The following is a 15,983-nucleotide window of genomic DNA, read 5'->3' on the forward strand; positions in this document are numbered from 1 at the left end:
CCGGTTTCAACCTTGGACCAACCTGATTAGCCTGCCCTCTCGAGACCCACAGACGGAGCGTTGCCCCATGTCCTTTTCCATCTCAGGAAAAACCGCAATCGTCACCGGTGCCTCCAGCGGCATTGGTTTGGCAATCGGCAAGCAATTCGCCGAACAAGGTGCCAATGTGATGTTCGCCGATCACAGCGAAAAGGATCTGATCAGCGAGTTGGACAAATATGCGGACGATGACAATGTCGCATATTTTGCGGGGGACCTGCGCGAACGTCTGACCATCGCCAATCTGTTGTCGGCAACGATTGATACGTTCGATCAGATCGACATTTTGGTGAATGGCGCGCGCCAGGTTGTGCCGTCGGATCCGTTGGACCCAAACGATACGTCAACGGAAATTCTGTTGGGGCAAACTCTGTTGCCGACATTGCGCCTGTCTCAACAAGTGGCGCGCCGCATGATGAAGCAGGCCGAAGATCGTGACGAAGACGACAACACACCCGCCGGGTCAATTATCAATCTGTCCTCGATTGCGGCACGCCGCACCCATCCCGAACTGCTGGCCTATTCGGTGACTTCGGCGGCCTTGGATCAGGTGACCCGGTCACTGGCCGTGGCGCTGGCCCCGCACAAGATCCGGGTGAATTCCGTTGCCTTCGGGTCGGTCATGAGCGCGTCAATGAAGACAATTCTCAAGGAAAACCGATCCTTCCGACAGGACATCGAACAACACACCCCGTTGGGTCGGATTGCATCGCCAACGGAATTGGCGGATGCGGCGCAATTCCTGGCTTCGGATGCAGCAGGTTTCATGACCGGACAGATCGTGACGCTGGATGGCGGGCGCACTCTGCTCGACCCGGTTGCTGCGCCGGTACACTGATATTTCGACACAAAGGACGACCTATGACCGCTTCGATGGACATTGAAAAAGCCACCGCCTCTGCCTGGTTCCGCCAGCTGCGTGACGACATCGTTGCCGCATTCGAAGAGCTGGAAGACAACCACGCTACCGGCCCCTTGTCCGACGCAGCGCCGGGGCGGTTCGACGTCAGTGAAACCAAACGTGCCTCGGAGGATGGATCTGATGCGGGCGGCGGATTGATGAGCGTCATGCGGGGCGGGCGTGTGTTCGAAAAGGTCGGGGTCAATATCTCGACTGTCTATGGCACCTTGGGGGAGCGGGCACAAAACGCAATGGCCGCGCGCAAAGGCATCCCGGGAATGAAGGATGATCCGCGGTTCTGGGCCTCGGGCATCAGTCTGGTTGCGCATATGCAGAACCCGCATGCGCCCGCCGTTCACATGAATACCCGCATGTTCTGGACCCCGCACGCCTGGTGGTTTGGTGGCGGATCTGACCTGAATCCGTGCATCGAATATGACGAAGACACCGCGCATTTTCATGCCACGCAGAAATCGCATCTCGACCCGCATGGCCCCGGCCACTATCCCCGGCTCAAGGAATGGGCGGATGAGTATTTCTATATCCCGCACCGCAATCGCGCCCGTGGCGTGGGCGGCATTTTCATGGATGACTATTGCAGCGACGACTGGCAGGGTGATTTCGCTCTGACCCAGGACATTGGCCGTGCCTTCCTGCCCGCCTTTCTTCCGCTGGTGGAAAAACGTCGGGCGCAGGATTGGTCTGACGCCGACAAGGACGCGCAACTTGTGCATCGCGGGCTCTATGCCGAATACAACCTGGTCTATGACAGGGGCACCAAATTCGGCCTGGAAACCGGCCATGATGCCAATGCGGTGCTGATGAGCCTGCCGCCGATGGCCAAATGGGTCTGATCCGCGACGCCTGACTTGCATTCATCGCAATTGGCCGATAGCAGGTTCACGATTAATTCGGGGACCGGTCATGGACGATCTTAAGGCAAAATACCTGGCACAGATTGCAGATGCCGCGGACGAAGCCGCGCTGGAGGCGATCCGCGTGGCCGCTGTCGGCAAAAAGGGCGAAGTCGCGTTGAAGATGCGCGAGCTGGGCAAGATGACCCCGGAAGAGCGTCAGGTTATGGGCCCGGCGCTGAACGCGCTCAAGGATGAGATCAATTCGGCCCTGGCCGCGAAAAAGGCCGGGTTGGCCGATGCGGCACTGGACGAACGGCTGCGCACCGAATGGTTGGATGTGACCCTGCCATCGCGCCCGTCGCGTCAGGGATCGTTGCACCCGATCAGCCAGGTTCAGGAAGAGATCACTGCGATCTTTGCCGAGATGGGGTTTTCGGTTGCCGAAGGGCCGCGGATCGACACCGATTGGTATAACTTTGATGCGCTGAACATCCCCGGTCACCACCCCGCACGGGCCGAGATGGACACGTTTTACATGCACCGCGCGACAGGCGACGATCGCCCGCCGCATGTGCTGCGCACACACACCTCGCCAGTCCAGATCCGGTCGATGGAGAAGATGGGCGCGCCGCTGCGCATCATCTGCCCGGGCGGTGTATATCGCGCCGATTATGACCAGACCCACACGCCGATGTTCCATCAGGTCGAAGGTCTGGCGCTGGACAAGAACATTTCGATGGCGAACCTGAAATGGGTGCTCGAAGAGTTCGTGAAGAGCTTCTTTGAGGTCGACGATGTTGAGCTGCGCTTCCGCGCCTCGCACTTCCCGTTCACAGAACCATCCGCCGAAGTCGACATCCGATGTTCCTGGGAAGGTGGCGCGCTAAAGATCGGCGAGGGCGACGACTGGATGGAGATCCTCGGCTCGGGCATGGTCCACCCCAAGGTCATCGCCGCCGGTGGTATCGACCCCGATGTCTATCAGGGCTTTGCCTTTGGCATCGGCATCGACCGTCTGGCGATGCTAAAGTACGGCATCCCCGACCTGCGCGCCTTCTTTGACAGCGACCTGCGCTGGCTGCGCCACTACGGCTTTGCCGCGCTGGACATGCCAAACCTGCATGGTGGCCTGTCGCGTTGAGCGACGTTGAAGTAATCACGGCATGCGAGAATGTGTGCCGTGATTTCTCTTGGCTAGAAAATTTTATTCCTCAGTTAGCCAGTGCGGCACCGATCTTTGCTGTGATTTGGGGGATTTTCGTATTTTACGAACAACGTAAGCGGGACCGCAATGATGCGCTTAGAAAAACTAGGCAAGAATTGTATCTCGCCTTTTTAGAAATTGCTGACCAAAAACACTCAAGCACACCTGACGGAATTCTTGGTCAAATGTTGTTGCTAACAAAATTTCAGGGCAAATTTACTTTAAACTGCCCAAAGGAGGTTTTGGTTAAATCAGCGGAATATATAAAGTTAGTTGGTCGAGAACATCTTGATGGCGTTGCACTTGATGGGTTGAAGAGAAAGCCTAGCAGAAGCGAGTTTGATAAGTATTTTGCATATCAACAAAAAATTGCGCATTCGCGTAAGGAACTACTGGACGCAATGAGGCGAGATGCACTGCAAGGTAGTGATGTTGAGCTTGAGCTGAACTACTAGCTATCACTGCATAGAAGCAAGGTTTTGCCTTTTGGATTTGCTTTCATCTTGCGTGGAGGGTGAAAAAGGCGAGCGCGGAATCAAGGCCGATAGGCCGTCGCGCAATCGCCAGACCGCCCGCACGGGCTGGCGATTTTGTGGGGGCAGTGACACGCTCAGGTGTCTTTCGGACTTGGTAAGATAAACTGCCCCGTACCAGCCTGGGATCGCCACCCCGCGGTCTGGCGATGGGGCGGCTTGTGCCTTTGAGCGTCGTTCACCTCTTGCCCACAGACATGTGAGATGACTCCGCCGGTACGGACGCTATCGTTCGGGAATGACGCGACTTCTCCTGATTATCGCTGCGCTATGGGCGCTTCCTGCCGCCGCTATGGGGCCGTGGCAGAACCGCTGCCACGGTGACACCCCCTGTGAAATCGACGGGCGGTCTTATCACATCCGCGAACCGGATGGTTGGGACGGCAAAACCCCGTTGCCGGTGTTGATGCATTTCCACGGTTGGATGCGGCAGGGCAGTTTGATCGTCAAGCACCAGCGTATTTCTGGCGCGACGCGGCGGCGGGATGTGTTGCTGGTGGCACCCAATGGTCAGGATCGCAGCTGGGATTTCTGGGCCTCGGGGACGGCGGATGTCGAATTTGCCCGTGCCGTGCTGGAAGATGTCAAACAGCGGTACCCTGTCGACCCTGACCGCATTTATGTGTCGGGGTATTCCTGGGGCAGCAATATGGCCTGGCGGTTTGTTTGCGAGGATGGCACCGACATTGCCGCGCTGCTGGCGATCTCGGGCACGTTGGATCAGAACGAAGTCTGTACCACCGCCCCGCGTGAGGTGCGCCAGGTCTATGGGTTGAACGACGATGTGCTGCGGTTCCCCTATGGCCCCGGTGGCGACACCACTTATCCGGTGCAGCTGTGGCGCGCGGCCTATGACTGTGGCACCGGCATCGATGCCGGGGCGTGGAACGCCGTCTCCTTTCTCACGCTGCACCGTACCACATGGGACGATTGCGACCAGGGGCGGGTCAGCCTGGACATTCATCCCGGTGGTCATTTCATCCCGCATGGCTGGATCGCGCGCCAGTTGGACGAACTTTTGGGTCGCACTCCCAGCTATCCGTGAGCTTGGCCGCGTGCCAAGGCTTGAACCTTGGGCCATTCTTTGTCATTGCCTCTGGCAACCGCTAGTTTCTGCCAAAGGGCGCTGACCGATGAAATTCACTCTCTCCTGGCTCAAGGATCACCTGGACACCGACGCATCGGTGGCCGAAATCGCTGACACGCTGACCGATCTGGGCCTTGAGGTCGAAGAGATCGTGAACCCGGCCGAGCGGCTGAAGGAATTCACCATCGGCAAAGTGGTGCACGCCGAGAAACACCCGGACGCGGACAAGTTGCGCGTATGCAAGGTGGAAACCGATGAGGGCGAGATGCAGATCATCTGTGGCGCTCCCAATGCACGCGAAGGTATCACGGTCGTGGTCTGCAAACCGGGCATGTATGTGCCAGGGTTGGATATCACCATCGGTGTCGGCAAAATCCGCGGCGTCGAGAGCTATGGCATGATGGCGTCCGAGCGCGAGCTGGAACTGTCGGACGAACATGACGGCATTATCGAACTCCCGTCGGGCGCGGTGGGTGACAAGTTCATCGACTGGCTGGCCGAAAATGACCCCTCCAAAGTCGACACGATGATCGACATCGCGATCACGCCGAACCGTCCCGATGCGCTGGGCGTCTTTGGCATTGCCCGCGATCTGGCAGCCCGGGGTCTGGGCACGCTGAAAACCCATGACCACACTCCGGTGCCAGGTGATTTCCCGTGCCCGATCAATGTGACAATTGACCAAGACACAGCCGATGGCTGTCCGCTGTTCACAGGGCGGATGATCCGGGGGGTGAAAAACGGTCCCAGCCCACAATGGTTGCAGGACCAGCTCAAGGCGATTGGGCTGCGCCCGATTTCGGCGCTGGTGGATGTGACGAATTACTTCACTTACGATCAGAACCGCCCGTTGCACGTGTTTGACATGGCCAAGGTGCAGGGTGACCTGAGGGTGCACCGCGCCGCTGGCGGTGAGAAGCTGGTGGCGCTGGACGACAAGGAATACACACTGGGCGCGGGGCAGATGGTGATTTCGGACGACAATGGTCCCGAAAGCATCGCAGGCATCATGGGGGGCGTGGCCACCGGCTGTACCGAAGAAACCGTGGATGTCTTCCTGGAAAGCGCCTTTTGGGATCACGTGCAGATTGCCATGACTGGCCGTGCGCTGAAAATCAACTCGGACGCGCGGTATCGTTTTGAACGTGGCGTGGACCCCGAGTTCACTATCGAAGGGTTGGAGCGCGCCACGCAGATGATCCTGGATCTGTGCGGGGGGGAGCCGTCCGACGTGGTCATTGCTGGTGACGTGCCCAGCCATCACCGTGCCTACAAGCTGGACACAGATCGGGTGCAGTCGTTGGTGGGGATGGATATTCCCGAAAGCGAACAGCGCCAGACGCTGACTCGTCTGGGATTTCGGCTCGAAGGCAGCATGGCGCATGTGCCGTCTTGGCGTCCGGACGTGCAGGGCGAAGCCGATCTGGTCGAGGAAGTCGCCCGGATCGCATCGTTGACCAAACTAAAAGGCAAACCGCTGTCGCGACTGACCGATGGCATCACATCAGCTGTCATGACCCCGATGCAACGCCGTCAGCAGATGGCGCGCCGTACCGTGGCTGCGTTGGGTTACAATGAATGTGTCACCTACAGCTTCATCGACCAGCCTTCGGCGGCGTTGTTCGGCGGCGGCGATGACGCCAGCATGTTGGCCAATCCGATCAGTTCGGAAATGTCGCATATGCGTCCCGATCTTCTGCCTGGCCTGTTGCAGGCCGCCGCCCGCAATCAGGCGCGCGGTTTTATGGATCTGGCGTTGTTCGAGGTCGGTCCGGCCTTTACCGGTGGTGAGCCGGGCGAACAGGTCACTCAGATTTCCGGGATTTTGATCGGACGCACCGGCCCCAAGGACACCCATGGCGCATCGCGCCCGGTGGACCTGTTTGATGCCAAGGCCGACGCCGAAGCGGTTCTGAGCGCTATCGGGGCCCCGGCCAAAGTGCAGATTCTACGCGATGGGGCGGCATGGTGGCATCCGGGGCGTCATGGTCGGATTTGTCTGGGTCCGAAAAAGATGCTGGGCGTCTTTGGCGAATTGCACCCCAAGGTGCTGGCCGAGATGGACATCAAAGGGCCTGCCGTTGGCTTTACCATTTGGCCCGAAGAAATTCCGTTGCCGCGCAAGGGCAAAACCACCCGCGCTGCTCTGAACCAGAGCGATCTTCAGGCGGTTGAACGGGACTTTGCCTTTGTCGTCGATGCATCTGTTGAAGCGTTGACGTTGGTCAATGCCGCTGCCGGTGCTGACAAGGCGCTGATCGAAGACGTGCGTGTGTTCGATGAATTTATTGGTGGCAGCCTGGGTGAGGGTAAGAAATCCCTGGCCATCACTGTGCGATTGCAGCCCAAGGACAAGACGTTGAAGGAACAGGACATCGAGGCCGTGAGCGACAAAATCATTGCCAAGGTGACCAAGGCCACCGGCGGCGTGCTGCGGGGCTGATGGAACGGGGCATTCACATCCGGCCGGCAACGCCTGTGGATGCTCCAACTTTGACCCGCTGCATTGATGCGGCCTATGCCAGCTATATCGCCGAGGGGCTTGATCTGCCCCCGGTGTCTGATGGTGTTGCACAGGACATTCAGGATCACGTCGTTTTGGTGGCCCAAGCAGATGGCGCGGTTGTGGGCGGTGCGATCCTGTCGGTGACGGGCGGAACGGCGCACCTGATGAATCTGTTTGTCGACCCCGAACACACCGGCCGCAAAATCGGCTCGCTTCTTCTGCAATCGGTCGCTGACGTTGCCCGCGCTGCCGGGCACACCCGCATGCGGCTAGCCACCCATCGGGATATGCCGCGCAATGTCAGCTACTACCAACGCAGGGGGTGGCAGGTTTCGGGATCCGAAGATGTGCGAATATTCATGGAAATTGATCTGACCTGAGCCCGGTCATACCCTGACGAAGCGTCAAGTCACAGGTCTTTGCAGTCGCGGTAATTTCAATTGTGCGGTGAGGTGCTTATCTGCCTTTCAAAGGAGAGCACAAATGCAAGCAAGCGCAAAATTCTGGGACGGTATTGCCGAAAAATACGCCCGCAACCCGATCAGTGACATGGCTTCCTATCAGCACACCTTGGACCGGACGGCGTCCTATCTGGGCGCAGAAGACACGGTGCTGGAGCTGGGGTGCGGCACTGGTTCGACCGCCTTGGAGCTGGCGTCTGGTGTGCGACAGTTCGTGGCCAGCGATGTGGCAGAGGGCATGTTGACCATTGGCAAGAACCGCGCATCTGAACAGGGGGTTGGCAACGTTGATTTCGTTCAGGCGGATGTCATGGTGCCCCCCAAAGGACCGTTTGATGCGGTGCTGGCGTTCAACGTACTGCATCTTCTTGACGATCTTGATACGGCGCTGATCAGCATTCGCGACAGCGTCAAGCCGAATGGCTTTTTCATCTCCAAAACATTCTGCACGCCTCAGGATGGTGGCAGTTGGAAGTACAAGCTGTTGCGTATGGGCCTGCCGATTCTGCAGCTGGTGGGTAAAGCACCCTATGTACGGTTCTTGCAGGTGGAGGAATTGGATAGTGCACTGGAACGCGCCGGATTCGAGATCGTAGAGCAGGACAGCTTCCCGGCACGAAACGCGCGCCGGTTTCTTGTCGCCCGCAGGCTTTGACTGGAAATTCCAAAGACACTTCCTTGTTCCCCGGGGCTTGGTCCCGGGGCAGTCCCGCAGTAGGTAGGGGACAGCGAACAAGGAGATGAACATGGGACTGAAGGTATACCTGTCGGGCGAGATTCACACGGATTGGCGCGAACAGATCATCACGGGTGCCGATGGGTTGGATGTCACGTTTGACAGCCCGGTTACCGATCATGGTGCTAGCGATGATTGCGGCGTGCGTATTCTGGGCGCGGAGCCGAATAAATATTGGCATGACCACAAGGGAGCGATGGTCAACGCGATCCGAACCCGCAAGGGGATCGCCGATGCAGATGTCGTGGTTGTCCGTTTTGGGGACAAATACAAACAGTGGAACGCCGCCTTTGACGCAGGATACGCTGCGGCGCTGGGAAAATCCCTGATTGTTCTGCATGGTCCGGACCATCAGCACGCGCTCAAAGAGGTCGATGCAGCTGCGCTGGCTGTGGCCGAAGAGCCCGGACAAGTCGTTGAAATCTTGCGATACGTTCTGACAGGTGCCTTGCCCGCCTGATCGCAACATTTGGTCAATCAGAACACCCATTCCCCTGGTGACCCTGGGGAATGGAACCAAACCCCACCATTTTCCCCCTGAAACTGACGCTGTTTACGCTCATTGAGCGGCGAACTATCGTGAACACGCGAACTGAAAACACAAAGAGCCTGCGTTGAGATCCGAATGCTGATTGGGGCTTTGACTGCCTGATCGGGGACGGTTTCTGTAGGGGCGAATACAGAAAAGAGAGACGGGAAATGGAACAGATTATGGAACAGGCTGGTGCCTACTGGCCACTGATGGTCAATGGTGCCAAGGCGTTGGCAGTTCTGATCGTTGGGTGGATTGTTGCTGGGATGATTGCTGGCGCGGTCCGCCGGCGGATTGCGGCAAACCCCGAGATTGATCAGACTTTGGGTAATTTTGCAGCCAGCCTTGTACGCTGGGTCATCCTTGCGATGGTCTTGATTGCGGTGCTGAACCTGTTTGGTATCGAAGCAACTAGCCTGGTTGCGATGATGGGCGCGGCGACGCTGGCCATCGGTCTGGCGCTTCAGGGAACGCTTAGCGACCTGGCGGCCGGATTCATGTTGGTTCTGTTTCGCCCATACAAGATTGGCCAATATGTGGATATCGGCGGCACAGCGGGAACTGTGAAAGACCTGAACCTTTTTGTGACCGAACTGGCGACGCCGGACAATGTGCAGATCATTGTTCCAAATGGTCAGGCCTGGGGCGCGATCATTACCAACTACTCGCATCATGATACCCGTCGCGTGGATTTTGTCTTTGGTATCGACTATGGCGATAACGCGGACAAAGCCATGCAGATCATTACAGAGCTGGCAGAGGCGGATGCACGGGTTCTGGACGACCCTGCGCCCTGGGTCCGAGTGACCAATCTGGGCGATAGCTCGGTCGATCTGACTGCGCGCATTTGGTGTCAGGCGGCAGACTATTGGGATATCAAGTTTGAATTGACCAAAGCTGTCAAAGAAGCCTTTGACGCCCAAGGAATTTCGATTCCCTATCCGCACCGGGTCGAAATCCGCAGATAACCCGGTTCTGGCGACCTCTTGCTGGCAAGGGGTCGTCGACCATTGTTTGGCGCGGTATTTTCCTGCGCAGGAGAGCGAAAAAGTTGCGTTTTCCGTTTGACACCTGCGCGCGCTTTGGATACCTCACGCCTCGTGGTCACGGCGTGATAGCTCAGTTGGTTAGAGCACAGCACTCATAATGCTGGGGTCGGCGGTTCAAGTCCGCCTCACGCTACCACCCTCCCTGTATGTATCCGATTTTGTGGCCAAGCCGCTGTGATGAGCTGCACCGACCTTGGCAAACGCCTTGGCGGGTGGGGAGAACAAGCGCCGTTTGCCAGACATGAAAAAGCCCGATCAAATGATCGGGCTTTTCCTGGCAGTGGTGTTGTTGGTACGGATCAGCCTTGGACCAGCGAAGAAGCCGAGACGACATCCAATCCAAGCGCCGCGCCAACCGCATCATACGTCAGCTTGCCTGCGTGCACATTCAAGCCATTCAGCAAATGCACATCATCGGCACAGGCTTGCTTCCAGCCTTTGTTGGCCAGGTTCAGCATGAAGGGCAGGGTGGCATTGCCAAGCGCTTGGGTCGATGTCCGTGCCACGGCTCCGGGCATGTTGGCCACACAATAGTGCATGACACCATCGACTTCATAGATAGGATCGGCGTGAGTGGTCGCCTTGGAGGTCTCAAAGCAGCCGCCCTGGTCAATAGCAACATCCACCAACGCCGCGCCGGGCTTCATGTCGCTCAGTTGTGCACGAGATATCAGCTTTGGCGCTGCGGCGCCGGGGATCAGAACCGCGCCGATCACCATGTCAGCGTCACGTACCAGCTCGGCGGTGGCACCTGCGGTCGAATACTGGTTCTTGAATTCACGGCCGAAGACATCATCCAGATACTTGAGGCGCGTCAGTGAGCGGTCCAGGATGGTGACATCCGCGCCCATACCGGCCGCGATTTTGGCTGCGTGGGTGCCAACAACGCCGCCGCCGATGACAACGACCTTGGCAGGCGCAACACCGGGAACGCCGCCCATAAGAACGCCACGACCGCCATTGGCCTTTTGCAGGGTCCAGGCCCCAACCTGAGGCGCCAGACGACCGGCCACTTCGGACATCGGTGCCAACAGTGGCAAGCCGCCGCGGGCGTCTGTCACGGTTTCATAGGCAATTGCAGTACAACCGCTTTCGAGCAGGTCATGCGTCTGGTCCGGGTCGGGGGCAAGGTGCAGATACGTAAACAGCAGTTGGCCTTCGCGCAGCATCTTGCGTTCGACAGCCTGAGGTTCCTTGACTTTGACGATCATGTCGGCGGTGGCAAAGATTTCTTCGGCTGTATCGATGATTGTAGCGCCCGCAGCGACATAATCTTCGTCACTGAATCCAGCACCGGTTCCGGCACCCTTTTGGATCAGGGCCGAATGGCCGTGGTTGACGGCTTCGCGCGCGGCGTCAGGCGTCATGCCGACCCGAAATTCCTGTGGTTTGATTTCTGTAGGGCAACCGATTTTCATTTTGTGTCTCCTCCGGGGCTTGTTGGATCCAATCTGGGGGAGCTCACGGAAAATGTGCTGCTTTTTTGAGCAGAATAAAAACGTGCGTTTCGAAGAATCTTCGAATATTTTGACCGTGTCAGCAAGGAGCTTCGCAAAATGTCGTTGGACGAAACAGATCGTCGCATTCTATCGGTACTACAAAAACAAGGGCGGATTTCCAATGCCGACCTGTCCGAGCGGGTGAATCTCTCTCCGTCGGCCTGTCACAGGCGGGTGCAAAGGTTGGAGAAGGATGGGTTCATTCGAGATTATGTTGCGTTGCTGGATGCCCGAAAAATGAGCGTTCCAACCACGGTTTTTGTCGAGATCACACTATCAGGGCAGGCGGATGAGGTTCTGGATGCCTTTGAAAGGGCAGTGGCACGCATTCCCGATGTGCTGGAATGCCACTTGATGGCCGGAACCGCAGATTATGTGCTCAAGGTGGTTGCGGAGAACACCGAAGATTTTGCCCGCATCCACCGCCAGCATTTGTCCCGGCTGCCCGGTGTCGCCCAGATGCAGTCCAGTTTTGCCTTACGCACGGTGTTCAAGACCACGGCGCTGCCGGTTTGACTGATCATCCCAACGGCGCAGGGTAAGTGAAGAAAATCAGGTGAACCGCGTTGAATGCAAAATGCATCAGCACCGCAACCCACAATCGCCCACTGAACCACAGTCCCAGGCCACAGGCCGCACCCAGCAAGGTGGCTAAACCGGCGATCAGCGGCCCCCCGGCCAGATGCGCCGCTCCAAAAAGAAGGCTTGCTGACACAATGGCACCAAATGGCCCTATTCGATCAGTCAGGAATTTCTGCAGGTACCCGCGAAAGAAGGCTTCTTCGACGAGACAGGTTTGAACAAGATTGGCAAACAGGAACAGTCCCGCCCAATGCGGCCAAGACAGGTCTGAATGGATGACACCGAGACCTGTGGCCAGGGGGAAAAGCCCGGCCAGAACAAGGAAACTGACCAGCAAGGGGCCCCATCGCACTGCACAATCCCGGGCCAGTAACGCAGGCCAGGCCAGCAGCAACATCAGAAAGATCTGCGGCTTGTCCAGGTTCAAATGAAGCGAATAGGGAATGGCAAAAGGGCTGGATTGCACGGCGTCCAGACCCACGGCGTTGGTGAAGCCGGGAACCATGTGCAGAGCAAGCGCCATGGCCCAGCCAATCAAGACCATATGACCAGCAAACGCGATGGCCCCCTTTTGGGTTCGCAAGATCCAAGCCGCCAGAAGCCCACCGCCGCTCAGAGCGACCGCAGTCGGTGTCATGGCGCCGAATGCCAAGGCCGCACCGCCGGCCAGCATGGCGAGCATGATACTGCTGCGTGTCATTGCAAAAAAGCCGGTGATCAGGCTGCCCATCAAAAGAAGCCAAGGCAAGGGCAAAGCGGCAATAGCGAATGGGTCAGACATGATGGGACTCAAATCGCACAGGCAGGCACCTGTCTGTTTCTGGTGAAAGGGTTGTGGGGGTCTGCCCTGGTATCAAGACTGTGTCCTTTGTCTGTGCGCCCGAGATGGGGGGGGTGATCGCAGTCGAATTATTTGCGGCAGATCAAGGTATGAGGGGTGCAATAGATCAATAATGGATGCGTGTTCTTGGATTCATGTATCGCAAGGGCGTATTTTCTGGTAGCAATCGCATCTTTGGGCCATAGCGTCAGTGTTGGCATGTTTGTGTGACATTGATCGTTTACAAGGTTGCATTATGTGGTGCGAAAAAGTTGAAAAGGAAGCAACAGGTGACAGACGAATTCGAGACCACGACCTTTGACTGGCTTGAGGCCGAGCTTCAAGACACGCTGGACGAAGATTTCGAAATCGAATTTGCCGAGCCGATGTTGTCGATGGAGCTGCGCAAGATTTATCGGGCTCAACATCCTGAAATGCTGGATCGCAAGGTCTATTTCCGCAACTTGTTGCGGTTGCAGGCCGAATTGATCAAGCTCCAGGATTGGGTTATCGAAACTGGCGCCAAGGTTCTGGTGATCATGGAAGGGCGGGATTCGGCAGGCAAAGGCGGTGTGATCAAACGGATCACCCAGCGTCTGAACCCCCGTGTAGCCCGGGTCGTTGCCCTGCCGGCACCCAACCGGCGCGAACAAAGCCAGTGGTATTTTCAGCGCTATGTGCCGCATCTGCCAGCAGGCGGCGAGATCGTTCTGTTCGACCGGTCCTGGTACAATCGCGCCGGGGTCGAACGCGTGATGGGATTTGCTGACGACACTCAGGTCGAGCAGTTTTTCGAAGATGTTCCCGAATTTGAACGCATGTTGGTGCGGTCGGGGATCATTGTTCTTAAATACTGGTTCTCGATCACCGACGAAGAACAGCAGTTGCGGTTCCTGATGCGGATCCATGATCCGATGAAGCAGTGGAAACTGAGCCCGATGGATCTGGAAAGCCGTGTGCGTTGGGAGCAATACACCAAGGCCAAGGAAGAGATGTTTTCGCGCACCAATATTCCCGAGGCACCGTGGTACATCGTTGAAGGCAACGACAAGAAGCGGGAGCGTTTGAATTGCATCGAGCATTTGCTGACGCAGATTCCCTATACAGACGTTGCCAGCGAACGGGTGGCGCTGCCGGACCGGGAGTATAATCCCGACTACGAGCGTCGGGTGCTGCCTGACGAGTTATATGTCCCCAAGATCTATTGACCTGGAGCTGCGCGCAGCGGTGCGTGCAAGCACGCACCCTACGGTGTGGGAGCCTCGGACTCTGAATCGAGGTTTTGTAGCATACGGCTGAGGAAGCCAGTCAGGGTGACAACGTCTTGGGCGCTGAACCCCTCTAGAAGAGCGCGCTGTCTGGCCAGGGCTCCTGGCAGGACGCGAGCGTGCAGCTGAGTGCCGCTGGGGGTCAGCGACCAGACCTTGCGCCGGTCGTCGTCTCCCCGCACCTCGGCCAGAACCAGACCGGAAAGCTGGAGCCGTCGCAGCGAACGGCTGACGGCTGCCTTGTCAATGCCTATGGTGCGGGCCGCGTGGCTGACCGAGCTGCTTGGTTCGCGGGTCAGCATGACCAACATGCGCCAATCCATGGCCCCCAGGCCGAATTCCTCCTGATAGAAGCGGGCAGCAGAGCGGGTGAACCGGTTTCCTGCAAAATTCAACAGAACCGTGGGGCTTCGGGAAAAGCTGAGCGTTGACGCCGCGGGGCCTGCTTCACCCTCTGTCGGGTGAACGAGAAACATGTCATCGGGCAGATCGTCAGTCATGGTGCCCCCTGTAGGTGAGTTTGAGGGATCGTAAATCAAATGTGTTGACATGACAACACGTCAGCGGCGATGCTCTCACATGTTGTCATGTCAACACGTGGAGTTCTTATGTCAGATGCCCCGATCTTTGAAATTGATGTGCCCTGTTTCTGGCAGGATCCCTATCCAGACCTGGCGCGGATGCGTGCAGAAGCTCCGATTGCTTATGTGCCTCAGCTGGGGGCAATATTGTTAACCCGCCGCGATGATATCTTTATTAACGAGAAGAAAGTCGAAGTTTTCTCCTCGGATCAGCCAAATGGTTTGATGACTGTCCTGATGGGCCAAAACATGATGCGCAAGGACGGGGCGGCACATATGGCCGAACGCAAGGCAATCTTTCCCGCGGTTTCGCCAAAGACGGTGAATCGTGTTTGGGCCGAACAATTTCGCGCTGCAGCGCAACGGGTTCTGGATGACCTGAAAGACAGCCACAGCGGAGATCTTGTGCGCGATTTTGCCCTGCCAGTCTCGGCCGAAGCGCTCAAATGCATTACTGGATTGACCAACATGACGGCGGTCCAGATGGACAGGGTCAGCCAGGGCATGATTGACGGGTGTTCCAATTATTCGGGCGACCCGGTTGTAACGGCGCATTGCAACGACTGTACGGCCGTAATTGATGCTCATATTGATGCAATGATCCCGATTCTGGAGCCCCGCCCGGATCATTCCCTGCTGTCTGTTCAGCGGCAGGCCGGCCTGTCGGATGCACAGACACGGGCGAATATCAAATTGGCCATCTCAGGTGGACAAAATGAACCACGCGATGCAATCGCTGGAACAGCCTGGGCGCTGCTGAAACACCCAGACCAATTGTCTGATGTTCTGAGAGGGCGGGCCACCTGGCTGCAGGCCTTTGAAGAATACGCCCGGTGGATATCCCCCATCGGGATGTCGCCCCGGCGCGTTGTGCAGGCATATGACTTTGGTGGCGTGACCTTTTCCCCCGAAGACAGGGTGTTCCTGATGTTTGGGTCGGGAAACCGGGACGAGGCCGTGTTCGACAGCCCCGAAAGGTTCAATATTCACCAGAACTGTAGTGCAGCGATTTCCTTTGGGGCGGGGCCGCATTTTTGTGCTGGTGCCTGGATCTCGCGGGTGCTGATCGCCGATGTGGCGTTGCCGATGCTGTTTGCACAGTTCCCGAACCTGACGCTAGATGGGGAAACCAGCTTTGGCGGGTGGGCATTTCGCGGGCCCTTGAGCATGCCCGTTGTGTGGGGAAAGCACGTAAGACCGTCCATGTGAATGTGGGCTGCAAAGGCCGGGGGAAAGACCGGGGATGCGAAACACCGGGTCCACAACAGCATAGGGATCAAAAAAACAAACCCCCGGGCAAAGCCACGGGGGTCGGTAATTCTTGTGTG

General features: G+C 57.5%; 16 protein-coding genes and 1 tRNA gene. 14 read left to right on the forward strand and 3 right to left on the reverse strand.

The features are described 5' to 3' along the window. Positions 1 to 67 precede the first annotated feature (67 nt). The 11 genes from QEZ52_RS04355 to QEZ52_RS04405 all read left to right on the forward strand — a co-directional run bounded on the left by QEZ52_RS04355 (position 68) and on the right by QEZ52_RS04405 (position 10,041). Positions 68 to 877, forward strand: a complete 810-nt coding sequence (locus QEZ52_RS04355; protein WP_406648229.1) for an SDR family NAD(P)-dependent oxidoreductase — start codon at positions 68 to 70, stop codon at positions 875 to 877. 23 nt (positions 878 to 900) lie between these two features. Next, positions 901 to 1,794: an oxygen-dependent coproporphyrinogen oxidase gene (gene hemF / locus QEZ52_RS04360; protein WP_406648230.1), complete on the forward strand. Its 894-nt coding sequence runs from the start codon at positions 901 to 903 to the stop codon at positions 1,792 to 1,794. Between the two features lie 70 nt (positions 1,795 to 1,864). Beyond that, entirely contained in the window at positions 1,865 to 2,938 is a 1,074-nt protein-coding gene (gene pheS, locus QEZ52_RS04365; protein WP_406648231.1) for a phenylalanine--tRNA ligase subunit alpha, read from the forward strand. Continuing rightward, positions 2,935 to 3,456 (forward strand): hypothetical protein, encoded by a 522-nt coding sequence (locus QEZ52_RS04370; protein WP_406648232.1) that lies wholly within the window; start codon positions 2,935 to 2,937, stop codon positions 3,454 to 3,456. Before pheS ends, QEZ52_RS04370 begins: the two co-directional genes overlap by 4 nt. A 316-nt stretch (positions 3,457 to 3,772) precedes the next feature. Next, a complete protein-coding gene (locus QEZ52_RS04375) occupies positions 3,773 to 4,579 on the forward strand; it encodes an alpha/beta hydrolase family esterase (RefSeq protein WP_406648234.1) in 807 nt (268 codons plus the stop codon). Positions 4,580 to 4,667: 88 nt separating this feature from the next. Next, positions 4,668 to 7,064: a phenylalanine--tRNA ligase subunit beta gene (gene pheT / locus QEZ52_RS04380; protein ID WP_406648236.1), complete on the forward strand. Its 2,397-nt coding sequence runs from the start codon at positions 4,668 to 4,670 to the stop codon at positions 7,062 to 7,064. Positions 7,065 to 7,099: 35 nt separating this feature from the next. Further along, positions 7,100 to 7,507: a GNAT family N-acetyltransferase gene (locus QEZ52_RS04385; protein ID WP_406648238.1), complete on the forward strand. Its 408-nt coding sequence runs from the start codon at positions 7,100 to 7,102 to the stop codon at positions 7,505 to 7,507. 103 nt (positions 7,508 to 7,610) lie between these two features. Beyond that, a complete protein-coding gene (locus tag QEZ52_RS04390; RefSeq protein WP_406648240.1) occupies positions 7,611 to 8,243 on the forward strand; it encodes a class I SAM-dependent methyltransferase in 633 nt (210 codons plus the stop codon). A gap of 91 nt (positions 8,244 to 8,334) precedes the next feature. After that, positions 8,335 to 8,784: a YtoQ family protein gene (locus QEZ52_RS04395; RefSeq protein WP_406648242.1), complete on the forward strand. Its 450-nt coding sequence runs from the start codon at positions 8,335 to 8,337 to the stop codon at positions 8,782 to 8,784. Between the two features lie 239 nt (positions 8,785 to 9,023). Next, positions 9,024 to 9,824 (forward strand): mechanosensitive ion channel family protein, encoded by an 801-nt coding sequence (locus QEZ52_RS04400; RefSeq protein ID WP_406648244.1) that lies wholly within the window; start codon positions 9,024 to 9,026, stop codon positions 9,822 to 9,824. Between the two features lie 140 nt (positions 9,825 to 9,964). Next, positions 9,965 to 10,041 (forward strand) — tRNA-Met (locus tag QEZ52_RS04405). A gap of 163 nt (positions 10,042 to 10,204) precedes the next feature. On the opposite strand, the gene ald is transcribed toward QEZ52_RS04405, so the two are convergent. Then, complete coding sequence (gene ald / locus QEZ52_RS04410) at positions 10,205 to 11,323, reverse strand: alanine dehydrogenase (RefSeq protein WP_406648245.1); 1,119 nt, start codon at positions 11,321 to 11,323, stop codon at positions 10,205 to 10,207. Between the two features lie 138 nt (positions 11,324 to 11,461). Here ald and QEZ52_RS04415 point away from each other — a divergent pair, with 138 nt between their 5' ends. Beyond that, entirely contained in the window at positions 11,462 to 11,920 is a 459-nt protein-coding gene (locus QEZ52_RS04415) for an Lrp/AsnC family transcriptional regulator (protein ID WP_406648246.1), read from the forward strand. A 4-nt stretch (positions 11,921 to 11,924) separates the two neighbouring features. On the opposite strand, the gene QEZ52_RS04420 is transcribed toward QEZ52_RS04415, so the two are convergent. Next, the gene (locus QEZ52_RS04420; RefSeq protein WP_406648247.1) at positions 11,925 to 12,767 is read right to left on the reverse strand and encodes a lysostaphin resistance A-like protein; all 843 of its coding nucleotides are present in this window, start codon (positions 12,765 to 12,767) and stop codon (positions 11,925 to 11,927) included. Positions 12,768 to 13,096: 329 nt separating this feature from the next. Here QEZ52_RS04420 and ppk2 point away from each other — a divergent pair, with 329 nt between their 5' ends. Further along, positions 13,097 to 14,014 (forward strand): polyphosphate kinase 2, encoded by a 918-nt coding sequence (gene ppk2, locus QEZ52_RS04425; protein ID WP_406648248.1) that lies wholly within the window; start codon positions 13,097 to 13,099, stop codon positions 14,012 to 14,014. A 38-nt stretch (positions 14,015 to 14,052) separates the two neighbouring features. Here the strand turns inward: ppk2 and QEZ52_RS04430 are convergent, their stop codons facing one another. Further along, positions 14,053 to 14,574, reverse strand: coding sequence for a MarR family winged helix-turn-helix transcriptional regulator (locus QEZ52_RS04430; protein ID WP_406648249.1), 522 nt, complete (start codon positions 14,572 to 14,574; stop codon positions 14,053 to 14,055). Between the two features lie 108 nt (positions 14,575 to 14,682). Between QEZ52_RS04430 and QEZ52_RS04435 the strand changes: the two genes are divergently transcribed. Then, positions 14,683 to 15,864, forward strand: a complete 1,182-nt coding sequence (locus QEZ52_RS04435; RefSeq protein WP_406648250.1) for a cytochrome P450 — start codon at positions 14,683 to 14,685, stop codon at positions 15,862 to 15,864. Positions 15,865 to 15,983: the final 119 nt, after the last annotated feature.

This window comes from Aliisedimentitalea scapharcae (genome assembly GCF_045277565.1).
In the GTDB taxonomy this organism is placed as follows: Bacteria; Pseudomonadota; Alphaproteobacteria; order Rhodobacterales; family Rhodobacteraceae; genus Aliisedimentitalea; species Aliisedimentitalea scapharcae.